The organism is Fibrobacter sp. UBA3629 (assembly GCF_002374005.1).
Classification (GTDB): Bacteria; Fibrobacterota; Fibrobacteria; order Fibrobacterales; family Fibrobacteraceae; genus Fibrobacter.
Genome location: NZ_DFLC01000012.1, coordinates 141,013 through 162,144, shown reverse-complemented (window position 1 = coordinate 162,144; position 21,132 = coordinate 141,013). Strand labels below are relative to the sequence as shown.

The following is a 21,132-nucleotide window of genomic DNA, read 5'->3' as shown; positions in this document are numbered from 1 at the left end:
GTGGAAAGACGAAGGACGAAAGATTTTTTGAAAAAGTTGGCTTCGCTGAAGGTGACTGTCGCAATTCTCGTCGCTTTCCTTGTGCTTACGTTCTGGGGAACCCTGGCGCAGGCGAATGCGGAATCGGCCGGTTTTTCGGCATCGGTTGCCATCGACCGTTTTTTTGACAGCTATTTCATATGGACGCTGGGTGTGGTGCCGCTGCCTGCGTTCAAGAGTATCGCAATTCTTGCGTGCGTGAATCTTGTCGCGAGCATGGTCTTCCGGATGCCCCGCGGCTGGAAGAATGCGGGGCTCTGGCTTATGCACGTGGCGCTCCTCGTGCTTCTTGCGGGTGGCGTTGCCGGAAGCGGAATCAAGCGGGAATATAACGGGTTCGGTGTCGTAACGGCGGATTCGACGGCTTTGGATGTATCCTTGGGGAAGAACCTGAAGTTCTTTGCTGCAGACGATAGCCTTGGCATGCGTCCTGTAGAGATTGCGGATGCGTGGCCCTACTATGTGCATTTCCGTGGCGATGTCCCGATGGCGGGAAACAAGAATGTCGCGATGTATAAGGCCTATTACGACCCGTTCCATTTTGTGCCGTATGCGTTCATGGCGCTGTTCCTGCTGGGGGCGGTGTTCCATTACGTGGTGAAGGTGCGCGGTGCGCGAAAGAGCGCTGCTCAAGCATCGGCTACTCGCGTGGCTTCAAAAATCGTGCCAGTGCTGGCGTATGTTGCGTGCCTTGTCGCGATGGTGCCCGCCAATTCGCAGGCGTCGGCGCGACCGGTTCCTATTTGGGTAGGCTTGAAGGCTGATTCTCCTGTTCTTGTGGATTCTGCGGTGCGTCCCTTCGAATCTTTTGCCCGCGGGTTCCTGGACGATGTGAACGGGCGCGTGACTTACAAGTGCGGGGCTGGAGTCCCGTATTGCGAAAAGCAGGATGTTCGAAAGATTTCGGCAGGGAATGTTGTCCGCTTGATACTGAACAACCCGGAAGAGGCGAAAGACCTTGCAATATTCAAGGTGCTCCGTAGCGATGTGGCCCAGGCGCTGCACTTGCCCGAAGACCGCCGTTATGTGAGCTATGCGGACTTGCTCCCGGCGCGGAACTTGCTGGAACTCTATGCGAGCCGGGATGACAGCCATCCGGCGACTCTTGAAATGCGCCGGTTGCTTGCGAATGTCCAACAATACGAATCGATTGCGAAGCGGGTGGCGTTTTCGGTCGTGGTTGACTCCAAAACTAGCGTGGATAATTCACGCCTAGCGGCGGAAGTGCTTTACCACAAGGCGAATTTTGCATTGATAGCTTTTATCCTGGCGTTTATCGCCTGCATGCTTGCATCGCTGAATATGGTTTTCAAGTCGCGGAAAATGGATGTTGCCGCGAACGTGGCCTGTATCGCGACGGCAGGAATTCTTGCGGTGGCGTTTGCCTTGCGCACGTATGTTGCCGCGCGAGCTCCGCTCTCGAGCCTGTATGAAATCGTATTGCTTGTGGCGATGCTGCTGATGGCGTTCGAATCGGGAGCGTTTATATTCTGCAAGCGCCGCACCTTCTCGCTCATGGTTCCCGTGACATTCATGGCGGCGCTGCTATTGTTCTTTGCGAAGTTCGTGCTGGAGCCGGGCGATACGTTCCGGCCGATTCCTGCCGTATTGAATTCCTCCGTGTTCCTCACGATACACGTGTTTACGATTGCGCTCGGGTTTGCGGGCATGATTCTTTCGGGAGTTGTCGCACATGTGGCGCTGTTCCGCGCATCTTCAGAACGCACCCCGCTCGATTCGCTCCTGTATGGAACGCTCGTCTTTGGCGCGGTCTTTACCATCATTGGCACGCTTCTGGGCGGCGTGTGGGCTGATTTTGCCTGGGGGCGCTTCTGGGGGTTCGACCCGAAGGAATGTGGTGCGCTGTTTGTCATCCTGTGGGCGATGCTCCTGCTGCATTTGCGTGCGGGTCGCCTGGTGAATATGCGCAACTTCGCCTTGCTCAACTGCTTCAACGTGATCGTTACGTTCCTCTGCTGGTTCGGCGTGAACCTGCTCGGTGTCGGGCTGCACAGCTACGGATTCCAGGGCGGCACGGCCGCATGGCTATTGGGATTTTGTGTTGCAGATACGGTCGCGGTTCTCTGGCTTGTGTCCCGGGGGCCGGCTCAGGGAAAGCCTCTGCATTAGCGGGATTTTTTTGCACGCACGGCGAGGCGAATTCCGTCTGCCGCACTCGTGACGATTCCGCCGGAATATCCGGCGCCTTCGCCAAGTACGAAGAGTCCTTGCGTGTTGATGCTTTCGAGCGTGTCGTTGTTGCGCGTGATGCGCAGGGGAGAGCTCGTGCGCGTCTCGGGGGCTACAATCAGGCCTTCTTCGATGAATCCCGGAATCTTGCGGTCGAAATTCAGGAACCCTTCGGCGAGCGACTTGCAGATTTTCTTGTCGAGCCAGTCCCACAAGTTGCATGCGGCAAGCCCGCACGGATAGGTGGACTTGGGCAGGCTCTTGTCGGCGTGGTGGGCGAGGAATGCCTTGATGGTCTGTGCGGGGGCGGCGTAGCCTTTGCCTCCGACGTCGAATGCGTCGCGTTCAATTTTCCGCTGGAATTCGAGGCCGCCGAAAAGCGTCTCGCTTGCTTCCACGGGAACGACGATGGCTCCGTTTGCTGCCCAGCCGTTGCGCTTGCTGTAGCTCATGCCGTTGGTGGCGAGCGTTCCCGGTTCCGAGGCGCAGGGCACGAGCACTCCGCCGGGACACATGCAGAAACTGTAGGCGCTGCTCGTTTTGGAGAGCGTCGGGGTCGCGAGGAAGTATTCGGCGGAACCCGTGAGGCGCGTGTCGACACTCCTGCCAAGCTGTCTCATGTTGATGAGCGTTTGCGGATGTTCCACGCGGACGCCCATCGCAAAAGCCTTGCTTTCGAGTGCAACTCCGCGTGCGTGCAGCATAGTGTAGATGTCGCGGGCGGAATGTCCCGTGGCAAGCACGAGCGCTTCGCAACTTTTCCAGCTAGCGGCACTGTTTGCTGTCGAGACATCGCGTATCTTGATGGCGTTTACCTTTCCGTCGCTGATTTCAATATCTTCGAGCGCGGTGTTGAAATGAAATTTTCCGCCGAGCTGCACAATCTCTGCACGGATTTTCCTCAGCATCAGCACGAGCCTGTCGGTACCGATATGCGGCTTTGCGAACGTGACGACGCTTTCGTCGATTCCGAATTCCACCATGTCGCGCAGAACCGTTTCGCTGAAGATGTTGCGGGTGCGCGTGTTGAGCTTTCCGTCGCTGAAAGCACCGGCCCCGCCTTCGCCGAACAGCACATTGGAATGTGCGTTGAACTTGCGGTCAACGAAGAACCTGCGGATGTCGCGGAATCTCTCCTCTACGGGCTTGCCCTGCTCGTATAAATCTACGGTGAATCCGCGACGCAGCAGGTGGAGGGCTGCCCACAGCCCTGCGGGTCCCGCGCCTACGATGTCCACGTGCGAAGCCATCGGGATGCTGTGTGCGAATTCATCGCCGTCGAGCGCCTCGCGCTCCCGCGTAGCCTCCACGAGGCCACGCGCCGCGTTTCCCGAAACGCGCAACGGCTTTTCCACGTCGAAGATGACGTTGTAGTTCCATTTCGGATCGCCCTTCCTGCGGCAATCCAGCGAGAACCTCTCCACCTCGAGATTGAAAATGCATTCGGGATGCACGCGCAGTTCTCGTGCCAGGGCCTCGCGGACTTGGCCTTTGCGGTCGAGTGCGACCTGCAGTTCTCTGAAGCGGTAGGTGAACATTGCTGTCAAAAATAAAAAACTCTGCGTTCAAAAAAAGGCGAACCGTTCGGCCCGCCTTTTGAAATCTGAATCTAGGTTTAGAACACGTAGTGTGCGTTCACGCCCACGTAGAAGTCGTTGTATTCGTTGCTCGGATTGTCCGGACGGTAGTACAGCGCATTGCCCAGGAACCATTCCGTGTAGAACTTCTTGTTATGGTTCACGCGGAGGTTCGCGTTGCTGAGAACATCGATTTCGGTTTCGTCGAAGCTTTCGCCTTCTTCTTCCCAGTCGGTGTTCATGTAGCGGAACGAGGCGTTCACGGTCAGCACGAAGAAGCGGTTCTTGAACGGCATCTCGAATTCATCCTCGACGGTGATTTCGAATTCGCCCATGTTGTCGCGGTTGTAGCTCTTGAAGCGCGGAGTGACGGCAAAGCGGTTCTGCAGAATGTTGAGAGTCGTCGTGACGGACATGGGGTAGCTCTGTTCGAAGTAGTCGGAACCGCCGAAGAAGTAACCGAGCTTGTCCCAGGTCGTGTTCGAAAGTTCCATGCCGTCGATGAGGCTGTCGCGTTCGAATACAGAGCCGTCGGTGCGGTAGGTCCAGCGACCGTTGACCTTGAATACGGAATTGAGGGCACGGAGGGAGGCTCCGAGATTCCAGGTATGCTTGAAGAGGCGTTCCTTGAAGCGGCTCGCAATCCAGGGCTTGGTGGCGAGGCTCATGTATTCGCCCCAGCGTTCTGCATCCACGTAGGTGGTGTCGCCGTTGTCGTCAATCGCGGTGGAATCCCTGCCCTTGCGAGCATCGAACCAGTCGTCACGATAGATGCCGTCTTCGAGGATGTAGTCTCCGTGCAGCTGGAACGGACGGTACTGGTTCTTGTATTCGAAGTTGTATGCCGCGGTCACGTCGATGTCCTTGTTAATCTTGAACGTGTTGTCGAGGCCGATATTGTGGATGTACTTGGTACGGTCGTTGTCGAGCTCGTGCTTGTCGAACCACGAACCTTCGTCATCGGCGAAGAGCCCCCATTCCGAACCTTCGCCCAGGCCGAAGATGTTTGTCTTGTCTCCCTTGGCTGCATTCTCGACGTTAATCTGGTATTCGAATCCGAGATCCCAGAACGTGAGGATTTCCTGCTCGATGCGGCCACCGAATTCACGGGTGTCGGAGAGCTGGTCGGGAGAGCCTGCGCTGTAGAATTCTTCGCCCACGTATTTGATGTGGCCGTTGATGCTTGTCTTGTAGATGTTCCAGTTGAGCGATGCGCCGATGGCGAAATTCTGGCTGCCCCAGTTGAGACCCAGCACGCGTCCGTCGTCGCGGTCGTTTTCTTCTTCCGTCTGGACGAGCTTTGCCTTCTCGATAAGGGTCTTCAGCTTTTCGATCATCTGGCCCTTGCGGAGCGTCGTGTTGTCTCCGAAGATGGAAAGAAGTTCCGCTTCGGTAAGCTGGTCAATCCTGTTGGGGTTCCTCATCAGCTTGCGCAGGAGGTTGTAGGAGGCCGAACTGATTCCTTCTTCGGCGAAAACCTTGTTGATGGCGCGCTGGCGGATGACGTCGGCAGTGTCGGCGCGGCCGACGGCAATCTGGCCGTTGAGCTCGATGTCGCCCGGGAAGAACAGCCAGTTCCCGTCGGCATAGAGCGTGAGGGATTTCTGGATCGGGTCGCTCGTGGTCCAGTTGCCGCTAGCACCGTCGCGCAGGAGCGGGTCTTCGAGTTCGTCGGTCGCGTAGACGAGGCCGAACTTCGCATCGAAGCGGCGCACCGGGGCCCACTTGATGAAACCGCCAGAAGCGAGACGCTGGGCCTGGAGTTCACCGTCGTCGATGTAGTCGTTGTAGATGTAGGGATGGCGAGCGCCTTCCACGAGGCTCCTCTTGGCTTCTCCGAAGAATCCGTTCAGCTGGAAGAGCGGCTGGTTCGCGTTGTTCTTCAGGAGCGATACCGTGTAGTCGGCACCGAACACCGGTAGGTTCGCCATGTAGGTTTCCCCGCCGACGAGCTGGAAGTCGCCGAGGGCTACGTTATTGTAGCTGTCCGCATAGCGCAGGCTGACAGGATTGGGAGAGAAATGGTTCCAGGAATCCACCGTAAGGTCGGTGTTGAACTCGATAGTCTTGCCGTCGGGAGACTGCATGTAGAGGTAAGCGCTGGCCCTGCCTGCAAGTCCGGGAACCTGGAAGATGTTCTTGTAGTCCTTGCCCGGAGCGATCGTGTCCCCGTTGGAAATGTAATCTTTGCCGGTTTCGTTCTTGCTTGTGGTGACGAGGTGGAACGTTCCGCCGAGCATGGCGTTTCCGATGACTGTCCAGCGCTTGGCGGTAGTGTCGGCTGCTGCGGCCCTCTCGCTTACGATGTCGGCAATCTTGTCGGTTTCGCGGACAGGACGCTGCTCGACGCCCGGAATTTCGGGGTTGGGCGGGAGCGCCGAGGAGGCTGCCACGGCCTCGTTGTTCATGTCGAGTTCATTGCCCTTGACGTTCTCGATGATTTCGGGAGCGAGAACTTCTGCCGAAGCAACGCCCAGCCTGTTTTTTTCGATCTTGGTGTTGCTCAGCGAGACGATGCTGTTGTCCATGCTCAGAAGGCCGAGCTCGTTGTCCGAAATTTCGGTCGAGGAGATGGATACGCTTGCGAGTTTCGAATTCAGGATGCCGATTTCGTTCTTGGTGAACGTGCTGCGTTCGATGGAACCGTCGGCATAGTTGGATATGTGGACCGCCACGCGGTTTCCCTTGAATTCGCAGTCGCTGACCTTGATTTCGGAATTGCGCGCAAAGACGCCGCGAACGGAGGTGTTCTCGACGCTCGAATTCTGGAAGTCCATCGAGCCGTTTTCGACGGCGATGGCTGCTTCGGCATCGCTGATCTGCAGGTGGCGGATTTCGGCGCGCTCGTCACCCGTAATGGATATGCCTTTCCAGTCCCCGCTTTTCGGACGGTCGAAGGCGGAACGCATAATGACGGGCGAGGTCTTGGAACCGGCGATGACCAGCTGGCCCTTGTTGACGACGAGGCCGGTCCCGGGCTTGAAGTAGAGGACGACGCCCGGCTCGACAATGAGGCTCGTATTGGGGGCGACGGTCAGGTTTTCGGTGACGAGGTAGGGCGACTTGTCCAGTTTCAAGAAGCCATGGACGTTGCCCGAGATTTCTGTTCCCGAAAGCAGTGACGGCGGGGGTGTTGTCGTGTCGGCGACAAATCCTGCGGCTGCGGAATCGGCATTGACAGTTGCCGAAGAATCGGCTTTGGCCACGGCGGGTTCTGCTGCGGGCGCTGCAGCTTGCTCCTCGGGAGCTGCCATTGTGCTGTCACTTGCAGTGGAGTCGGTTACAGCCTGCGGGGAATCGGCAGGTGTTGCCGCGGCTGTGGAGCTTTCTGCAGGCGCAGGGCTTGCTTCGGGTGCGGTTGTAGCTTCGGGAGCAGGGGTGGCTGCGGGTGTTGCCGCTGCCTGCGAGGAGTCGGCGGACGCCGCTGCAGGAGCTTCCTTGACTGCCGGGGCTGGTTCTTCTGCTACGTGGGCCGGCGCTGCCGGTTGGGTAGCCTGGGCAAAAGCCAGGGTGGAACCGAGTGCAATGGTCGAAATAAGGGTCTTGTAGGAATACTTCATTAGCGGACCTCGTAAGTCTTGGATTTAACGACCTTCATGCCATTCTTCATGTCTATGGTGACGGTCACTTTTGTCGTTTCTCCGCGGGTCAGGTTGACTTGAACGTCGTAGTCAAGGTCGGTAATCTGGCCATTGCTAATGTTTAATAGCGACTTGTTCCCCTGCGTTACCTGGAGGCGCCTGATGTGGGCCGGGTTAAGCGAGTGGACATTGGTGATTCTGAAATGCATGTTCCTGACGAAGGTGCTTGACATTCCTCGCGGCGGAGGCGGAACGCGGAGGCGCTCGAAATCGCCGCCGGTGAATTCCACAGACGTGTTGCTTTGGGGATGGCAGCTGAGTTTCTTTTGCAGGGTGCTTCTGTTGTCGGCCTGGTCCTTGGCCGTGAAGGTGTAGGTGTGGATGCCGCTCTTGAGCTTGATCTTTATGGGGTCGTCCTGCATGAAGGTGGTTTCCTTGATGAGGTCTCCGTCAATTTCGCTTTCGACAAGGACGATGTCGCTCTTTGCACCGGAAACCATGAAGGTCGCCTTGCAGCGGAGTGAGTCGCTCGACGTGAACGATACGATCGGGCGTCCCTGGTTCACCTGCTTGCAGGTCTTGTCGATGTCGAGTTCGATGTGGGCGCTGCGATTTCCGCTCTTGCCCTTGTATTCGACGGTCGCCTTCTTCACGTTCCAGTTCCCGACGATGTCGTTGATGGTAACGGTGTGAGAGAATTCGCCGTTCGCGCTTAGCGGGACAAGGTTCCGGGATGTGTAGTTCCCGAGCTTCACATAGAGGGAGGCTTCGGGGTCGCTCGGGTCAAACGTACCCTCGATGGTCACGGAACCGGGGTCGCAAACCTTTACCGGGGAGGCCGTCTTTATCGAGAAAGACTTGGTGCTGGAGGTGTCTTGAACCGAGGTGTCTGCCACGGCAGTGTCCGCAACGACGGTGTCCGGGGAAACGGGAGCCTTGTAGTAGGTATGCAGTTCGCCGCAGTTGAAGGTGAGTGGCTTCGAGCATGTTTCGGGTTTCTTCTGCTTGCCTTTCTTGGAATTCTTGTCGGTGCTGTTCTTGTCGCAAGGGGTGACTGCTACAATGGAGCATGTAGCCGGGAATTTCTTATCGCCGTCCGCACTCGGGGCCCATTCGGCCGGAATGTCGAACGCGTTGCCGGTACCTTTCTGGGAGGCGCCTGCGATCTGCAGGGTCGTACCGGAGGGGCAGGATCCCTTGATGGAAACCTTGTTGACCGTTACGGTGTCTTCTAGGCTTTCGAACGTGCAGGCGCTCTCCGTGCTGATTTTGGAGAGTAGCTGTAGCAGGTTCGCGTCCGCATCTTTCAGAGATTTCGTGATTTCTTCGATGGACAGGCTGTCGTTGTCGAGGATTCTTTCGAGCTCATTGACGAAACTCGGGTCGCCGGAAGTCTGCGTTTCCACGACGTTGCAGTTGTCGTTGTTCTTGGTGAAGAAGAGCGTCTGCCCCGCGCTCACGTCACATTCCCTGCCGGTCTTGTTGTGCGTGGTGCGTATTTTACCTTCGCTGGCCGAGACGAACGCCTTTCCGCCGGGGGTTATACCGATGAAGGCGACCGTTCCACGGATGGCTGCCGTTGCCACACCGGTCTTGAACTTGAGGTATCCACCGTTTTTCTGCTTCTGGGCTTCGAACTTGATTTTACCCGTCTTCACGTCGGTGAAGGCCATCTGGACGCCGTTCTCGGAATCCAGGGTGTCCAGTTGGACCAGGGATTGTTCTTGCACGGTGATGGAGGTTCCGTCGGGGAGGCGCACCGTCACATAGGATTCGGCGCCGGTACTGATCTGGTCCCTTTCGCGGATGCGCGCGCCTACTTGGATGTTTTCTTCCCATTTCCCGGTCTTGGCGCTCTGGACCTTGACGTCACCGACGCGGTCGGTCACTCTGCCTGTGGTGCTCTTTGCCATGGCCATGGTGCCGAGTGCCACCAGAAGGATAACGGATGTTTTTAAATTTTGCGAAAAAGACATGTAGCCTCACTTGCAAGATGAATACCATAAACAAATATATGTATTATTTTGCCCGAGGTGGAAGAAAAATGTATCTTTGGTGTGAGTGTTTTGTGATTTTTTTTTAGCGAGGTCCAAAATGAGCATGGAAGTTGAAGAACCGACCGTCGAAATGGTCGATGCCGAAACTGGCGAACAAGTGATCAAGGAACTGGACAAGGCCGTCCTCACCAAGGGCGCCTGGCAGACGATGATGTTCCTTTGTCAGGAAAAAAACGCGAAAACGGGCGAATTCGGGGAACCGAAGGTGTACCTCCGCCGCTACCAGAAGGCTGGTGGTGCTTTCAAGGCCCGCAGCAAGTTCAATATCAGTGGCAAGGCCCAGGCCGAAGCCATTATTGAAAATCTCAAGAAGTGGTATAACATTTAATGGCAGACCCTGCTAGTAGTAAAAAGAAATTTTACAGTATAGAGTTCCTTTGCGAAGGCGATATCGAAAGCTTTCCGTATAAGGACAAGTTCGAAAAAATGGCGCGCAAGCTCCTTGCCGAAGAAGGCAAGGAAAGGAGCGTCAATATCGTACTTTGTACGGACGAGTTTGTCCGTAACATGAACCGAGATTACCGTGGGCTCGACAAGGTGACCGATGTCCTTTCGTTCGAGTGGCACGATGACGGATTCCCGGGTGCCGAAGAAATGCTCGGTGAAATCTACATCGCGCGTGACCAGGTGAAACGTCAGGCTCCCGAATATGGCAATACGTTCTATGCCGAAATGAAGCGCGTGATTGTCCACGGGCTTCTGCACCTTTCGGGTTACGACCACATCAAGGCTGCCGATAGAAAGGTGATGCGCAAGCGAGAATGCGAATTCCTGGGGCTCGACCCTTACAAGGAAGGTGCATGATGGAAACGTCCGAAATCCTCGCTATCGTATTCCTCTGCATCTTTGTCCTGACTTCGGCGACGTTCTCCGCGACCAAGTGCGCGTTCAGCCTCATCTTCGCAAAGCGCGATCCGCATGACCGCAGCGAGCGCGAAGAAAAAATAGCGAAGCTCGTCCGCTGGCACGGATTCAACGAGTGCGTCTCTATCGGGCGTATCTTCGGCAACGTGAGCGCGGGCGTTCTCGGGTTCTTTGTACTCGCCAATTCGCAGTGGGATTTCGTGCGCACCTATCCCTACTTGAGTGTCGCTGCGTATCTGGTATTTGCGAGTGCGGTTCTCTATACGCTTACGGTGTTCATCCCGTACCTGCTCGCCAGTCTCAAGCCCGATACGTTGTCTGTCGTCCTCGTGCCGCTGTTCAGGCTCATTCGCCTCCCGTTTGTGCCGGTGGCCAAGTTCTGCCATGTGGTGTTTGTCAAGATGCTGAACCTTCTCGGCTACGATTCCAAGCTGAACTTCTTGCCCGAAGAGATGCGCGATGCCGTGCAGGCCGACCTTTCCGATGTCAAGTCCGGCGATGCCGAGGGCCTGGAAAAAGAGGAACAGCAGATGATCCTCAATATTTTCGACTTCGTGGAAACTCCCGTGCGCGAAATCATGACCCCGCGTGTGGAAATGTGCGCCATCGACGTGGATACGCCGCTCGAGGATTTGGTGAAGGTGCTGAACAACGAACGCCATTCGCGCTTGCCGGTCTACAAGGATACGATGGACAACATCGTGGGAATCCTCTCGAACCGGGACTTCCTGGAATGGTATACCGAACATGGCGATGAACCTTTCGACATCATGAAGATAGTGATGCCGCCGGTATTCGTGCCCTACCACAAGAAAATTGACGATCTTTTGACCGAACTGCGCAAGACGGGCAACCAGCTTGCCATCGTGATCGACGAATACGGCGGAACCGCGGGCCTCGTGACGCTTGAGGATATCCTCGAAGAAATCGTCGGCGAAATCAAGGACGAGGACGATGCCGACGAGGAAGACGACGTGCAGAAACTGAAGGACGGCCGCTACATCCTCGACCCGCTCATGACGCTTTCGGATTTGGAAGAGGAACTGGGCGTCGAACTTGAGGCTCCCGAGAATTCCCATGTGGAAACCCTCTCCGGACTCATCCAGGCGACTCTCGGCGTGATTCCCTCCCCGGGTGCCGAAATCAAGGTCAAGGGCTACACCTTCCGCGTCCTCAAGATGGACGGCACTCGCATGGAAAAGGTCATGATGATTTTGCCGCCGGGCGAAACGACACCGACGGGAAGCTTCAAGGCTATCGCCAAGTAGTTTATTTGTACATCGCTTCGATCTTGTCGGCGTACATGGCTTCCGCGACCTTGCGCCGGATTTTCAGCGTAGGCGTGAGAAGTCCCGATTCGGTGGTGAGTTCGTCGCCGACGAGCGTCCACTTGCGGATTTGTTCCCAGTGGTTCAGCTTCTTGTTGACGCGCGTGATGTGGCGGTTGATTGCCTCGCGCACGCGCCCGGACTGAAGCGCCTTCTCGATGCTGAATTCTTCTTTCTGGAACTTGAGGAGCCTGCGTGCGCCTTCGGGGTTCAGCCAGATGACCGCGGAGGTGAACTTCCGATCGTTCGCGATGACGAGCGCCTGCTCGATGACGGGGTGGCGGCAGATTTCGAGTTCGATGGGACTCGGGCACACGTACTTGCCGGTACTCGTCTTGAGGAGTTCCTTGATACGCCCGGTGAAGTTCAAGAAATCGTCGGAGTCGAAGAATCCCTGGTCGCCCGTCTTGAAGAAACCGTCTTCGGTAAAAGCCCTGCTGTTGGCCTCGGGATCGTTGTGGTAGCCGCGGAACACGCTTTCTCCCTTCACGAGGATTTCGCTGTTGTCGCCGATCTTTACCTGGAGGTGGGCGAGCGGCTTGCCTATGGTCCCGGGCTTCGAGGAATTGGGGCTGTTCGCGGTGACGACCGGACTGCATTCCGTCATGCCGTAACCTTCGAATACGGGAAGCCCGATGTTCAGGAGGAACCGGAGGATAGACTTGTTCAAGGCGCAGCTGCCGCTCACGATGAGCTTGAACCTTCCGCCGAGAGCTTCCCGCATCTTGCGGTAGACGAGGCGGTCGTAGATGCGCTGCATGGGCGAACGCCTCTTTCCGGGCTCGCTTATCTTTGCAAGCTTGATGGCGTTCTGGATGAGCAGCCGCTTGGGGCCTCTCGCCTTGTCGCCGATGATGGTTATGCTTTCGTAGAGGCGCTCGAGGATGCGCGGGACGACGATCATCACGGTGGGGCGGACCTCGGTCAGCATGGTCGCCACGTTTTTCGGGGTGTCGCCGAAGTAGATGCGCACTCCGTTCAGCGTGTAGAAGTAGACCGCCATGCGCTCGAACACGTGCGCGACCGGCAATATCGTGAGGCAGCAGTCCTCTTTCCGGTTCATGTGGTAGAGCTCGAGGAGGTTCTGGATTTGCACTAGCATGTTCCTGTGCGTGAGCTCCACGCCCTTCGGGGCTCCCATGGAACCGCTCGTGTAGATGATGCTGAAAAGGTCGTCGGGGCGTATCGATTGGATCTGGTCGTCTACCCAGCTGAAGTACCGGTTCGTTTCTGCGAGCTCCTTGCCCTCGTCGATGAGGGTGTTCCAGTAGATGGCGTTTTCGGGGAGCTCGGAATTGGAATCGATGCAGATGACCAGCTTGAACTGTGGAAGGAATTCCTTGAGCGGAGCTTCCAGCTCGGAGACGGAATTCACGAACAGAATCTGGACGTTGGAATCCTCGCACTGGAACTTGAAATTTTCTGAAGAGATGTTCGGGAACAGGGGGGCCACCTGCGCATGGTTGATTTGCGTCGCGATATCCGCGATGAACCATTCGGGGGAACTCGGTGCGATGATGCCGACACTTTCGCGGGGCTTGAGTCCGCGGCTGTTCAGGGCGATGGATAGGTAGATGGAACTGTCGCGAAGGAATTCGCGCGAGTAGTGCAGCCATTGGCCTTCGACCCGCTTGTACCACCCGCCAAAGTCATTGCGGGAGCAGTTGGCAAAGAACATAGACACAAGCGAGGTAAACTGTAACGGTTCCATGCCCTTAAAATACTATTCTTATTACGAAATTTCATGTTTTTTTTGAAATATTTTGATTATTTTGCACAAAAAAGGATTCGCCATGCTCAAGAAACTCTCCGACTACGAAAAATCGCTCCAGGACCTTGTCACAGAAGGTACCCCGCTGACGGAAGCGCAGCTGCTGTCGGTACGTACGCATATCGGATTCTTCCAGCACGAGAGGCTTGCGCACGAAATTGTCCTGGTGCTGTTTGCGCTGTTGACGGTCGGCGGTTTCTTTTTCTTCGTCTCTAACCCCGCACTTGCCGTGTTTTGCCTCGACGTGATGTTCCTTGTGCTTCTCGTGCCCTACATAAGGCATTACTTCGGACTCGAGAACGGGGTGCAGAGGCTTTACGACCTGTACGCCCAGCTTGAAAAACTATAAAAAACGCGCCCTTTCGGGCGCGTGGCAAACTGTGCTTGCCGTAGGGTTATAATAAATTAATCCTTCTCGCAGCCGAGATCATCGCACTTGTACGTGGTTCCGTCGTCACACTTGATGGTGGTGTACGAGGCGGTGACCGTAATGGCGGTGGGGTTGGGACAGATGTCGTTCGCAATTTTACCCATGCGCGGGGAGGTTATCGTGCTGTCGTCTGCGGCGGAGCATGCAGAAAGGACGACTGCTGCTAAGGACGCAAGAAGAATGGCAAATGTTTTTTTCATGATGATGCCTCCCTGTTAGAAGTAGATGAACCCGCCGAAGTTGGCAATGAAGTTGAAGTTTTCATCCGCGAACCCGCCGAACGGATTCGAGTAGAACGTATTGGCGATGGAGGCTTCCACGGCGAAGTTGCTGTATTGGAAGCGGGCTCCGATATCCACGTTCGTCGTTCCCGTGCGCATGCTGATGTTTGTCGTGTTGTTCTTCACGATGTCGAGTTCGTCGTTGTAGTCGGTGATGAACTCTTCGTCTTCCATGGCGAATACGGTCCAGTTGAAGTTCGCGCCTGCAAATACCTTCCAGCAGTTGCCGAGCCTAAGTTCGGCAAAGATGTTGGGTACGGCGTAGATTCCCATGGTGAAGTAGGAATCCTTGTTCTTGTTCGTTTCGTCTTCGAATTCATCGTAGAAGACGAAGGGTGCGCGGGCGTAGATGCCGAGAAGCACCCTGGCGAACTTGTTCTGGAGGATGCTTGCGCCGATGTTGATGGACGGCTGGATGTAGATGTTCGCGTCTTCCCCGGTCGTTTCGGTGGTGGACGTGGAGTTGCCGTTCTTTGCTTCCCTTTCGTAGGCGCTTTCGTGGCGGGTGAAGTTCACGCCCGCGTTCCAGAAGATGCCCTTGGCGGAGGGGTCGTTGCTCACGAACACGTTTCCGCCGATATCCCAGTAGTCGCGGTCGATGTCGGTAGATCTCTTGGTGTCGGCGTCCTTGTATTCTTCGCTAGTGGACGTTTCGTTCTGGTAGGTGAGCCAGAAGACGGATGCGTTCAGGTCGATGGCGCCGAGGAGCATGGCGAAGCGGAGGCGGAGGATGTCACCCGCGTTGACCGTGTAGGTGTCCTCGGTTTCCATTTCGTAGGCGTCCTTGCTCTTGGTAAAGGTAATCTGCTTGCTCAGGGCGTAGCTCAAGGAGATACCCATCATGCCGTTGGCGATACCCGCGGTGGCAAGGCCCAGCCCCTGTTCCATATCGAACGAGAGGAACTTGGTGTTGCCGTTGCCAAAGGCGACTGCGCTGAAGTTGCTCGTGGGTTCCATATAGACAAGCTTGGCGCCGGCCATCTTGTAGGGCTTGTTCAGGTTGTCACGGATTGTTGCGTCTGCGGCCTGGTTGCCGACCCTGTTGTAGGCGATGCCGTGGATACGGTTTGCCTTCGGAGTTTCCGTGGTGGAATCGGTCGCCTGTGCGGTGGTAGGCGCAGTGGCTGCCGGAGCCGGGGCGGCGGGAGCGGGGGCGGGAGCGGGGGCTGGTGCGGGCGCCGGAGCTTCCACGGCAGGTTCTGCCTGCGGGGCTGCGCTTGTGTCTTCGCTGGAATCCTGAGCCATGGCGGTTGCGAAGGCGACTGCCGCAGTCAAGGTAATCAGTTTGATATTCATTGCTTGTCCTTTGTTATTGTTTCTTAAACTTTTTCGCTGCTAGAAGAGTTTCCCACGTCGTCCGACGAACTGGAGGTCTCCTCGTTTGATGTCGAGGATGACGGCTCCGCCGAACTGCTGGAACCCGGATCCTCTTCGCTTGATGAGCTTTCTTCTCCGGCTTCGCTGGAGCTCGATTCTTCATCGGCGCTGGAAGAACTTTCCTCGTTATCTTCGCTGGAACTCGATTCCTCTTCGGCGCTGGAAGAGCTTTCTTCGTCGTCTTCGCTGGAGCTCGATTCTTCTTCGGCGCTGGAGGAACTTTCCTCGTCGTCTTCGCTGGAACTCGATGCTACGGAAGAACTCGACCTTGCGGAGCTGCTGGAAATTTCGTCGTCTTCACTGGACGAGGACTTTGCGCTGGAAGAACTCTCGATGGCCTTGCTGCTGCTGGAGGCCTTCTTCGAGCTGCTGGAATAGACGTATGCGCTGTCATGCGGGGTGGAACTGTTGTGCGGCCCTGTGATGGCGGAGTCCGAGGTGCACGCGACAATAAGGGCTAGAATCAAGAGCAGAGAAAGGAATAGCGTCTTTTTCATGTTTTCTCCCGATTAAAATTCGACAATCCCGGTAAAGTTGTACTGGACGTTGTTGCCGCTGAAGCCCCTGAAGGGGTTGCTGAATAAATTGGAGGCGACTCCCGCTTCAAGAGTCAGCTTCTTGTACTTGAAAAGGAGTCCCGTGCTCACGTCGACTGCACCGGTATTGGTGGAGAATCGCGTAAATTTGTTCTTCGTTTCGTTTTCGTCTTTCCAGTATTCGATGTAGTCTTCGTGGTTGCCGGAGGTGGTCCAGGTGTAGCTTGCCGCACCCCAGAACATCCAGTTCTCGTTGAATGCGTATTCGGCGAGTATGTTGGGAGTGAGAATGAGCGATCCGGTTACGTAGAAGTCCTTGCGATGGCTATCCTTGTCTTCGACCTGGTCGTAGAGGGTGGCGTAGAGGCGGGCGTTGTTGCCGACATGGAGACGCGCGTTCTTCGATTTCAGGACGATGCTGCTGAAGTTGTAGAAGAGGTTCGCATAGATGTAGCTGTCCTGTGCGTTGGTCTGGTTGTGGTAGTTGTCGTCGGGGTCGATTGTGCTTTTGTAGGTCGTCTCCCTTGTCCTGTTGTTGCGGGTTGCGCCTATGCCGGAGCTCCAGAAAAAGTTTTTGGCGGAAGGCCGGTTTGTGAGGCTCAGCGAACCGGAAATTTCGTAGTTGTTTCTGTGGTAATCCAGGTTGTTCTTGCCTTCGCTGTCGGCGTACTCATTTATGGCAACGGAATCGACGCCTTGCGTGAATCTCAAGAACGCCAAGAAGTCGACTGATTGCAGGGGCATGGAGAAACGGAGGGAGAGCGCGTTCTTGCTGACGATTTCTGTGGATTCGTCCTTGTGGTAGGCGTCCTTTTCGCTGGAAAGGTCCACTTTTTCGTCGATGATGAGCCCAAAGCCCAGGCCGAAGGTCTTGGTAGCGATGCCGAACATGGCCTCTCTGCCCTGGAGGGCGATATAGGAGGTGTGGCTGCCGGAGGCGTAGCTTGCGATGCCGCCGGTGTTCACGTTGAGGTTGATGGAGGCGAGGTTGTGCCCGAACATGAGGTGCGGGGTGTAGAGGTTTCTTAGTGTGGAAGGGGCTTCACTCGGCGCATTTACGGAATAGTAGTAGGCGCTTCCGTGAAGAATATCGAAATTGGCTGTGTCCGGTGCGTTTTCTGCAAATGTTGTTGCAAAAAGTAGGGACAACATTGTCAAAAGTAATCTAGACTTCATCTTTTTTCCAAATTGATTTTCTACAAGAATAAAAAATAGGCGTGAAAAAGGGGGCGACTTCCGGAATAAGCGTTGTTTTTTGTTGGCTTTTGTATCATGACTTTCCGTGTTTTTTACAATATTCTACGCAAAATCTGCGTTGAAAATGATATTTTTATAAAATTTTGAGAACGTATTTTTGTAAAATTACTTAAAAATAGAGAAAATAATTGCAAGTTATGCTGAAAATGAATTATATTTTTGAGAGACAATTTGAGAACAAATAGCGGAATGTCTTCGCGGTGTTCCCGAAAAAGGGATGGATGTATGAAATGTTTGGTTATGGCTATTTCTTGCCTCGGTTTGGTGGCCGTGGCGGGTGCTCAGGTGACCCTCGGCGATGCCGGTGGCTGGCTCGAATCTGCCTATGCCCAGTGGGCGTCGGACGGCTCCGACAGTTACAACGTGTATTACTCGGGTAATGGCAAGAGCAATGTTAAGGTCGATGCGGAACTTGTCCGCAAGTACGGCTCCACCTGGCGCGTAGACGTTCCGGGACTCAAGGCGGGCGACTACACGCTCAAGATTGTGGGCGTGAAGAGCGGCAAGGAAGGCGCTTCTGCCACTACAAAGACGCTTTCGGTAAAGGCGCACGACCGCAGCGGTTTTGCTTTTGCTAACGGGCGCGTTCCCGGTGCGTACAAGGCCGATGGCACGCTCAAGGATGGCGCCGTGGTGCTCTACATTACCGAAAGCACCAAGAATACCGTGACGATGGACGTGGCTACAAGTTCAAAGGGTACAAAGACAACTTGCAAGAGCTTCCAGGGCATATTGAACTGCTACAAGAAGGGCTACGAGACGACTCCGCTCGACCTGCGCCTTGTCGGCAACGTGACGGATTCGGATTCGCTTGTGCAGGGCGACATGGTGATTGACCTCGGCAAGTCCGAAAACTCCTACGTAACGGTGGAAGGTGTCGGGCCCGACGCGACGGTGAACGGCTGGGGAATTCGCGTCAAGAACGCGCAGAACGTGGAAATCCGTAATCTCGGAATCATGAACGTGAACAGCGATGAAGGCGACAACGTTGGCCTGCAGCAGAACAACCAGTACGTGTGGGTGCACAACTGCGACTTCTTCTACGGCGATGCGGGCAGCGACAAGGACCAGGTGAAGGGCGATGGCGCGCTTGACTGCAAACTTTCCACGTACATTACGTTCAGCTATAACCATTTCTGGGACAACGGCAAGTCGAACTTGCTTGGCCTTAAGGAAGGTACGAACGATGGCTACTACATCACGTATCACCATAACTGGTACGACCATTCCGACAGCCGCCATCCGCGCGTGCGCTACTACAGCGCCCACGTGTACAACAACTACTACGACGGCAATGCGAAGTATGGCGCGGGCTCTACGCTGGGTTCCTCGGTATTCATGGAAAACAACTACTTCCGTAACTGCAAGTACCCGATGCTCACCTCGATGCAGGGGACGGACGTGTATGCGAGCGGCACCAAGCGCGACCCGACGAACAACGGCACGTTCAGCAAGGAAGCGGGCGGTACCATCAAGGCTTACGGCAACCATTTTGAAGGTTCCTACACGTTCATTCCGTATGGCGCGACCTCGTACAAGGTAAAGGGGGTAGAAACGACGGCGGCAAGCCAGGGAATCAATACCTCCGAGGATTTCGATGCGTACGTTGTGGATAGCCGCAGCGCGAAGGTGCCTTCTACGGTCAAGTCGTATGACGGCGCAAACACCTACAACAACTTCGATACCGACAACTCCGTGATGTACAGCTACAAGGCGGACGATGCCGTAACGGCTAGGGACAACGTTGTCCGGTATGCGGGCCGTGTGCAGGGTGGCGATTTCAAGTGGATTTTCGACAATTCTGTTGATGATGCTTCTTCTGATGTGAACCAGCCGCTCAAGGATGCGCTCGTGGCGTACAAGGGCTGGAACGGGAATGTTGTGCCGGTTTCTTCGTCATCCTCGACTCCCGCTTCTTCGTCATCCTCGGCACCGGTCGAGGATCTGTCCAGCAGTTCCGAGAAGTCGAGTTCCTCGTCCGAGGAATCTTCTTCGTCCGAAAAAGCGGAAAGCTCGTCGAGTGCGGAATCCTCGGATGGTACGGACGCTCTCGTGGTCTCGAAATCCCTGCATGGTGAGCCCATGCGCTATATTGCCCGCGAATCCCGCCTGGAAGTCTATGCGGCGGGCCCGTCCCGTGTAGATGTCTTGCAGATGGACGGCACGAAGGTGCTCTCCAGCGCCTCCCGCGTGGTCGACCTTTCGGGCCTGCGTGCGGGAGTGTATGTGGTACGGCTTACGATGGCGGGCTCTGTGCGTCAAATGAAGATTTTCAAGTCTGCCCCGTAGTGGATTTTTATTAAATTTTATGCATGAATATTCGTGTATCTGCTGTCATGTTGGCGCTCGCGTTTGGCGCCGCCTTTGCCGCTGACCCCCGCATAGAACAGGGGGCAATTTTCGAGGCGAAGGGTGAATACGAAATGGCTCTCGGTGAATACAGGGCGATCCTTGCGGAACAGCCCCAGAATTCCGAGGCCTACTTCCTCGCTGCGGAAGTCTACGTCAAGACGAAGAACTATAGCCGTGCGCTTGCCAACTACCGCCTCGCGTACAAGTTTGCGCCCACGATGAGCAAGGCCTACGAGGGTGCCGCGAAAGTCTACGAACTCATGGGGCAGAAGGCGAAGGCCGACGAGGAACGCCTGAAGGACCCGAAGAACAGACCTGTGGAAGAAGCGCCTGTGCAGCATGCGGAAGCTCCTGCAGCGCCTGCCGAACCGGTTGTGGAGGCGAAACCCGCCGAACCGAAACCTGCCCCGGTCGAGACCAAGGCTCCCGAAACGAAGGCCGCCGAGCCGATGAAAACGGCTGAGCCCGTGAAGCCGGCCGAACCTGTAAAGGCCGCCGAACCGGCAAAGGCCACTCCTGAGGCCAAACCGGTGGAACCCGCGAAGGGCGAGGCTGCGACGCCGACCGACCCGTTCGAGAAGGGCAAGGTCCTGCTCGCTGCCGGGAAATACAGCGAGGCGGCTCCGCTCTGGCGCGAAGTGCTTGCCAAGAAGCCCGGCGACAAGGGTGCCTATTTCTATGCCGGTGTCACGCGCTACTACATGGGCGAATACGACAAGGCAGAAATCAACCTGAAGAAGGGTATCGAGTACAAGGAAGAGGGCAACGACGCCAACTACTATCTTGCGCTTGTCTACCAGAAGACCAAGCGTGGCGACCTCGAAAAGAAATCCCTGGCGGCGTACCTGAAGAAGGCCGCTCCCGATGCGAAGTTCCGCCGCCCTGCCGAGGACCGACTTGCCGAGATGAAGGCTGTCGCCGATTCGCTGAAGGTTGTGGAAGCCGAGAAGAAGGATTCCATTGCGAAGGCTGGTGCCGTGGAACCCGTGGCCGCCGCACCTGCCGCGGCCCCCGCGACGGCATCCGCCCCCGAGGCTTCTACGGCGCCCGCGTCCGACGGTAATTCCATCGCGAATGCGAACCTGCTCTTCAAGGCGGGTAGTTTCGAAGCGGCTCTCCAGATGTACAAGGCTCTGCTCAATACGGAAATTTCTCCGGACGAACGCTACTTCGCCATGCTCCAGATGGGCAATATCTACCGCGAACTGCGCGACTTCAACAGCGCGGCGCAGCGCTACCGCGACGTCGTGCAGCAGTTCCCGGATTCCGACTGGGCTACCGAGGCCGAACGCGCTCTCGAAGATGCCGTGTGGCTCCAGAAGCATGCGTCCGAGCTCCCGCGCCGCATGCGATAAACGTTTGTAAAATTTTTCTAGAAAATGCCCCGAAATCGGGGCGTTTTTGCGTTTGTGCGGGGGCTCTCTATTGCGTTTTTGTACAAAAGAGTATAGATTAAGCGAGGTAATAAAAGGTGGGATGTCGGAAATAAACT

The 21,132-nt window shown here is 55.9% G+C and carries 15 protein-coding genes; 7 read left to right on the top strand and 8 right to left on the bottom strand.

Translation table 11 applies throughout. The annotated features are described in order from the left end of the window. Positions 1-27 precede the first annotated feature (27 nt). Positions 28-2,169 (top strand): cytochrome c biogenesis protein, encoded by a 2,142-nt coding sequence (locus B2310_RS04345; protein ID WP_290728956.1) that lies wholly within the window; start codon positions 28-30, stop codon positions 2,167-2,169. On the opposite strand, the gene B2310_RS04340 is transcribed toward B2310_RS04345, so the two are convergent. The 3 genes from B2310_RS04340 to B2310_RS04330 form a co-directional block, all read right to left on the bottom strand. Beyond that, the gene (locus tag B2310_RS04340; protein ID WP_290728954.1) at positions 2,166-3,767 is read right to left on the bottom strand and encodes an NAD(P)/FAD-dependent oxidoreductase; all 1,602 of its coding nucleotides are present in this window, start codon (positions 3,765-3,767) and stop codon (positions 2,166-2,168) included. The two genes, B2310_RS04345 and B2310_RS04340, sit on opposite strands and share 4 nt — an antisense overlap. Before the next feature lie 77 nt (positions 3,768-3,844). Further along, positions 3,845-7,366: a right-handed parallel beta-helix repeat-containing protein gene (locus B2310_RS04335; protein WP_290728952.1), complete on the bottom strand. Its 3,522-nt coding sequence runs from the start codon at positions 7,364-7,366 to the stop codon at positions 3,845-3,847. After that, entirely contained in the window at positions 7,366-9,363 is a 1,998-nt protein-coding gene (locus tag B2310_RS04330; RefSeq protein WP_173381287.1) for a FecR family protein, read from the bottom strand. Before B2310_RS04330 ends, B2310_RS04335 begins: the two co-directional genes overlap by 1 nt. Positions 9,364-9,481: 118 nt before the next feature. Here B2310_RS04330 and B2310_RS04325 point away from each other — a divergent pair, with 118 nt between their 5' ends. The 3 genes from B2310_RS04325 to B2310_RS04315 are packed head-to-tail and all read left to right on the top strand — an operon-like array spanning position 9,482 to position 11,576. Beyond that, positions 9,482-9,772, top strand: a complete 291-nt coding sequence (locus tag B2310_RS04325; protein WP_173365634.1) for a hypothetical protein — start codon at positions 9,482-9,484, stop codon at positions 9,770-9,772. After that, a complete protein-coding gene (gene ybeY, locus B2310_RS04320; protein WP_173365635.1) occupies positions 9,772-10,248 on the top strand; it encodes an rRNA maturation RNase YbeY in 477 nt (158 codons plus the stop codon). The genes B2310_RS04325 and ybeY overlap by 1 nt, the downstream gene beginning before the upstream one ends. Continuing rightward, on the top strand, positions 10,245-11,576 hold the full coding sequence (locus tag B2310_RS04315; protein ID WP_290728949.1) for a hemolysin family protein: 1,332 nt from the start codon (positions 10,245-10,247) through the stop codon (positions 11,574-11,576). Before ybeY ends, B2310_RS04315 begins: the two co-directional genes overlap by 4 nt. Position 11,577: 1 nt before the next feature. Here the strand turns inward: B2310_RS04315 and B2310_RS04310 are convergent, their stop codons facing one another. After that, positions 11,578-13,347, bottom strand: a complete 1,770-nt coding sequence (locus B2310_RS04310; protein ID WP_173381286.1) for an AMP-dependent synthetase/ligase — start codon at positions 13,345-13,347, stop codon at positions 11,578-11,580. A gap of 82 nt (positions 13,348-13,429) precedes the next feature. Here B2310_RS04310 and B2310_RS04305 point away from each other — a divergent pair, with 82 nt between their 5' ends. Beyond that, positions 13,430-13,756: a hypothetical protein gene (locus tag B2310_RS04305; protein WP_290728947.1), complete on the top strand. Its 327-nt coding sequence runs from the start codon at positions 13,430-13,432 to the stop codon at positions 13,754-13,756. Positions 13,757-13,812: 56 nt separating this feature from the next. On the opposite strand, the gene B2310_RS04300 is transcribed toward B2310_RS04305, so the two are convergent. The 4 genes from B2310_RS04300 to B2310_RS04285 are packed head-to-tail and all read right to left on the bottom strand — an operon-like array spanning position 13,813 to position 17,183. Further along, entirely contained in the window at positions 13,813-14,037 is a 225-nt protein-coding gene (locus B2310_RS04300) for a hypothetical protein (RefSeq protein WP_290723130.1), read from the bottom strand. 15 nt (positions 14,038-14,052) lie between these two features. Next, positions 14,053-15,414 (bottom strand): hypothetical protein, encoded by a 1,362-nt coding sequence (locus B2310_RS04295; RefSeq protein WP_290728945.1) that lies wholly within the window; start codon positions 15,412-15,414, stop codon positions 14,053-14,055. A 23-nt stretch (positions 15,415-15,437) separates the two neighbouring features. Next, a complete protein-coding gene (locus B2310_RS04290) occupies positions 15,438-15,992 on the bottom strand; it encodes a hypothetical protein (protein ID WP_290723126.1) in 555 nt (184 codons plus the stop codon). Positions 15,993-16,004: 12 nt separating this feature from the next. Then, a complete protein-coding gene (locus tag B2310_RS04285) occupies positions 16,005-17,183 on the bottom strand; it encodes a hypothetical protein (RefSeq protein WP_290728943.1) in 1,179 nt (392 codons plus the stop codon). Between the two features lie 330 nt (positions 17,184-17,513). Between B2310_RS04285 and B2310_RS04280 the strand changes: the two genes are divergently transcribed. After that, positions 17,514-19,577, top strand: a complete 2,064-nt coding sequence (locus B2310_RS04280; protein ID WP_290728941.1) for a pectate lyase family protein — start codon at positions 17,514-17,516, stop codon at positions 19,575-19,577. Positions 19,578-19,600: 23 nt separating this feature from the next. Next, positions 19,601-20,995, top strand: coding sequence for a tetratricopeptide repeat protein (locus tag B2310_RS04275; RefSeq protein ID WP_290728939.1), 1,395 nt, complete (start codon positions 19,601-19,603; stop codon positions 20,993-20,995). The last annotated feature ends 137 nt before the right edge of the window (positions 20,996-21,132 follow it).